The 4,231-nt window shown below is 68.0% G+C and carries 3 protein-coding genes; 2 read left to right on the forward strand and 1 reads right to left on the reverse strand.

Annotation, left to right across the window (positions count from 1 at the left end; all coding sequences use genetic code 11):
* The first annotated feature begins 835 nt into the window (after nucleotides 1–835).
* On the forward strand, nucleotides 836–2,209 hold the full coding sequence (locus ACWF94_RS34860) for an integrase (protein ID WP_453498006.1): 1,374 nt from the start codon (nucleotides 836–838) through the stop codon (nucleotides 2,207–2,209).
* A complete protein-coding gene (locus tag ACWF94_RS34865) occupies nucleotides 2,206–3,261 on the forward strand; it encodes an NUDIX domain-containing protein (protein WP_453498009.1) in 1,056 nt (351 codons plus the stop codon). The genes ACWF94_RS34860 and ACWF94_RS34865 overlap by 4 nt, the downstream gene beginning before the upstream one ends.
* Nucleotides 3,262–3,349: 88 nt before the next feature.
* Here the strand turns inward: ACWF94_RS34865 and ACWF94_RS34870 are convergent, their stop codons facing one another.
* Nucleotides 3,350–4,105, reverse strand: a complete 756-nt coding sequence (locus ACWF94_RS34870) for an MBL fold metallo-hydrolase (RefSeq protein ID WP_453498012.1) — start codon at nucleotides 4,103–4,105, stop codon at nucleotides 3,350–3,352.
* Nucleotides 4,106–4,231: the final 126 nt, after the last annotated feature.

Below are 4,231 nucleotides of genomic sequence, written 5' to 3' on the forward strand. Positions count from 1 at the left end.
GGGCCGGATTCGACCTCCTCCGACGCCAAATCCTCCTCGCAGACTGAGCACCGTCACCCTCCGCAACCGCCCCACAAGAAGTGGATCAGAACCGCATGATCGCCCCACTCGCGGCCAGATATTCTCCCCGCCCTCGGTCGGTGTGGATCAGCCGCCGCCGGTGATGGGGCATCCCGGACCCACCTCCGGCGCGGTCACAGCCTCCTCCAGGATGGCTTCCTTGCGGGTGTTGCAGAATGACCGGTCCGCGCCGGGCGAGTCGAGTCGTGCCGGCCTGGGCTCGGAGGCTGTGCGAAAGGCGACGTTCGAGGCGGCCAGGCGGACGATGCCGCACGCCGCGATTGGCGACCTGGATGCGTTCAGTGAAGAGCTGGTCGAGGTCCTGCGGAAGGGGGGGCATGTGTCGGAGTGAGGTGTGGGTGAAGGCGCCCGGCCGTGCAACCGTTTGGGCGTTACCGGATTGAGGTATTCCGGGTTGAGGATTCCTCACATTTCCCCTGACGCACGCTCGTTCGGCATGCCACTCCGACCAGGACCACCCGGGGAGGTTTCCGTACGGGAGCTAGGGTGACCGGTGAGAAACATCATCAGCCTGGAACTGGGGCCGCAGGACAGCCCAAGTAGCAGGAGAGGCGGTGTGTGTCCTGTCCTCCGGAATTGCCCAAGATCGCGGTCTCCAGGAACGCGCCAGGCGGTTCATGAAGGCGCAGAACTTGACTGCTCGTCATGTCGCAGTTGTCTCATTGGGCAAACGCAATAGGGCAGGCGGTGGGAGGTGCCGGCGATACTCGCCAGCACCCCGCGCACCACTCATCAATCATCGGTGGGATGACAGGTGCCCTACATAGAAGTGCGCGGGAATAGCATCCGCGTGAAGTGGTGGAGCGGCGAGTACAAGCTCGACGCTGATGGCAATCCGACGAAGAAGAAGCGGTACGAGTCCGCCAGCGGCCCCGAGCCCGGTGTGTCGTTCCAGGACGAGAGCGAGGCGTACGCCTACGGCCTCGACCGGGAGTCCGACGTCCGCAACAAGCGCAACCGCCGCAAGGCGGGTGACCCTATGAACATGGCGGTCTACATCGACCGCTGGTTCAAGGACGCCAACCTGCGGGCCAACTCGAACAGGACCAATGCGTCGCGGCTGAACGCGGTGATCAAACCGTACTGGGCGCAGTGGAACGTCGAAGAGATCACGCCGCTCGAGTGCGACGCCTTCCGTAACTACGTGACCGGCAAGTACTCGGACAACTACAGCAAGAACATCCTCGGGCTTTTCAAGATGCTGATGGACGACGCGGTTGTGAAGTACAAACTCCGCGAAGAAAGCCCGATCGTGGAACAGCGTCGCCGCGGCCGGTACAAGCGAAAGCACACCCGCCGCGTCAAGCGCAAGCTGTCCATCCAGTCCATGCACCAGTTGGCCGTGAACGCCCACACGTTGTGGGGCTTCACCGGCTGGGCGTACATATGGACGGTGGCTTTCACTGGTGCCCGCCCTCCTGGCGAGATGTTCGGCCTCCAGCGGGGTTACTCGTCACCCTACTGGCCCGCCTCCGAGCCTGACGACGAACTGCGCGAGGAAGCCGAGCAGCGGTACGAGGCGATGCACGCGATGCGGGTGCAGTATCAGACGTACGTCGCGGACAAACGGCACGTGCTGGCAGCTCCGAAGTTCGACTCATGGAGAACACTGGTGATGCCGCCCTTCCTCCATGAGATGCATGAGGCTCTGCTGGCGTCTCACGAGAAGCCGTGGACGTTTCTGTCTGTCACGGGGAAGCCGCTTCTGGGGACGGATTTCGATCGGGACTACTGGTACCCGATCCGGGACGGCGCCGACAAACGGGACTCCGGGCCGCGGTATGCGCGGTGGGCGCGGCCCGCGATGCCGGCGGTCCCGGAGATGGCCGGGCAGGACATCTACCGCTTGCGGCACTGGCACAAGGCGAAGCTGGATGAGCCGGGTGACATTCCGCGCGTGGCGGTGGAGGCCCGAATGGGGCGTGAGCTTCCGGGTGTGGAGGGTGTGTACAGCGAGGTGACGGTTGCGATGGAGGAGAGGATTGGGGAGTACCTTCAGCGCGTATGGGAGAAAGAAGTAGTGGGTGCGGGGTTGAGGACGCCACCTTTTCCCATGCCGCTCCCAGATGACCTGCGCAATGCTGCTCCGTCCCTGTTCAGCGGCCTACCTGTCTTGGAGTACGAATGATCGTCTGGATCAACGGTGCGTTCGGAGCGGGCAAGACAACCACCGCGCGCGAACTGATCGATCTGATCCCGAACAGCACGCTGTACGACCCCGAACTCATCGGTGCCGGACTGCGCCTCATGCTGCCGCCGAAGCGGCTCGCCGAGGTGAGCGACTATCAGGACCTGCCCATCTGGCGGCGGCTCGTGGTGGACACGGCGGCGGCCATGCTGGCCGAGTTGGGCGGGGTGCTGGTGGTGCCGATGACCGTGCTGCGCCAGGAGTACCGGGACGAGATATTCGGCGGCCTGGCCGCCCGCCGGATTCCGGTACGGCAGGTGCTGCTGCGGCCGGATGAAACGATCCTGCGCGCGCGGATCGCGGGCCTTGAGGAGCCGGATGCCCCGGTCGCGGACGCCCCGGCGGACACCGGGGAGGAACCGAGCCGCAGACAGTGGTCGTACGACCACATCGAGCCCTACCTCGCGGCGCTGGAGTGGATCAGCGAGGACGCGTACGTCGTGGACTCCAGCGCGCTCGACCCCCGGCAGGCCGCCCACCGGATCGCCGACGCGGTCCGTACGGGAGAGGCCGCCGCCTGCGAGATCGTGCAGACGCCCGAGCCGACCGCCGAGACCCTCGCGGCCGGGGTGCTGCTCTTCGACGAGGAGGACCGGGTGCTGCTCGTCGACCCGACCTACAAGCCGGGCTGGGAGTTCCCCGGCGGGGTCGTGGAGCGCGGGGAGGCGCCCGCGCGCGCCGGGATGCGGGAGGTCGCGGAGGAACTGGGCATCGAACTCGACCGGGTGCCCCGGCTGCTCGTCGTCGACTGGGAGGCGCCGAGGCCGCCCGGGTACGGCGGGCTGCGGCTGCTCTTCGACGGCGGGCTGCTGGACGGCGACGACGCCGGACGGGTGCTGCTGCCCGAGGACGAACTGCGCGGCTGGCGGTTCGTGGGCGAGCAGGAGGCTCAGCGGCTGCTGCCGCCCTTGCGGTACGAGCGGCTCCGGTGGGCGCTGCGCGCACGGGAGAGGGGCGCTGCCGTCTACTTGGAAGGGGGAGTCCCGCTCTAGACCGGGCCGTCGGGCCGGGTTGTCGGGCTGAGCTGTCGGGCTGAGCCGTCAGGCCGGGTCGGTCAGACCGGGTTGTCGGGCCGAGTTGTCAGGCCGGGCCGGTGAGCGGGGCCCGCTGCCGGGGCGGGGCGCCGTGGTCGCGCTCGACCGCCGCCCGCAGGACCGCCGACGCGTCCTTCCGTACCGGACCGCCATGACCGAAGCACGCCACATCCATGTCGAGGGCGGCCAGCCTCCGGAACGACTCCACCGTGCGTTCCCGGTCCAGATTGAACACCCCCGCGATCACCCGGCCGTCGTCCGGCGCCGCGGCCACGGCGTCCCCCGTGAACAGCACACCGTGCTCCGGCAGATGGATGGCGATGCTGCCCTCCGTATGCCCCGGTATGTGCACCACCCGGGCCCCGCCCCCGAAGTCGAGCACCTCGCCGCCCTCCACTGTCACCACCTCGGCGGGCAGCACCCGCCGGGCCGAGGACGGCGGGAGCTTCCTGGCCGCCTCCGCATGGAGGGGCAGCTCCCACTCCTCGAACCGGGGCGGCGGACCCGGCTCGTCACTCCGTATGTACGGTGCGTCCAGACGGTGCGCCAGCACGGCCGCACCGCTCAGCGCGGCGAACTCGCCCGCCCCGCCCGCGTGATCCTCGTGGAAGTGTGTGAGCACGATCCGCCGTACGTCGCGCGGTCGCAGCCCCAGCCCGGTCACGGCGTCCGCGATGAGCGCGCCGGCGCCGATCGTGCCCGCGTCGATCAGCGTCAGCTCGTCCCCGTCGCGCCACAGATACGCCTGTCCGACGGGGAAGCGGAGCAGGCGGAGCCGGGGAAGAACGTCGATGATGTCCATGAACCCAACGTAGGCGCCGTCCGCCCACGGACGAACGATCTTCCCTGTGAGCAGATGAATTCAGCTGCGCGCGGACGAGGGGGGGTGGGCGGACCAGCGGGCTGAGGGTCTGCGCGGGTACGGCGT

Source organism: Streptomyces sp. NPDC055078 (assembly GCF_053607985.1).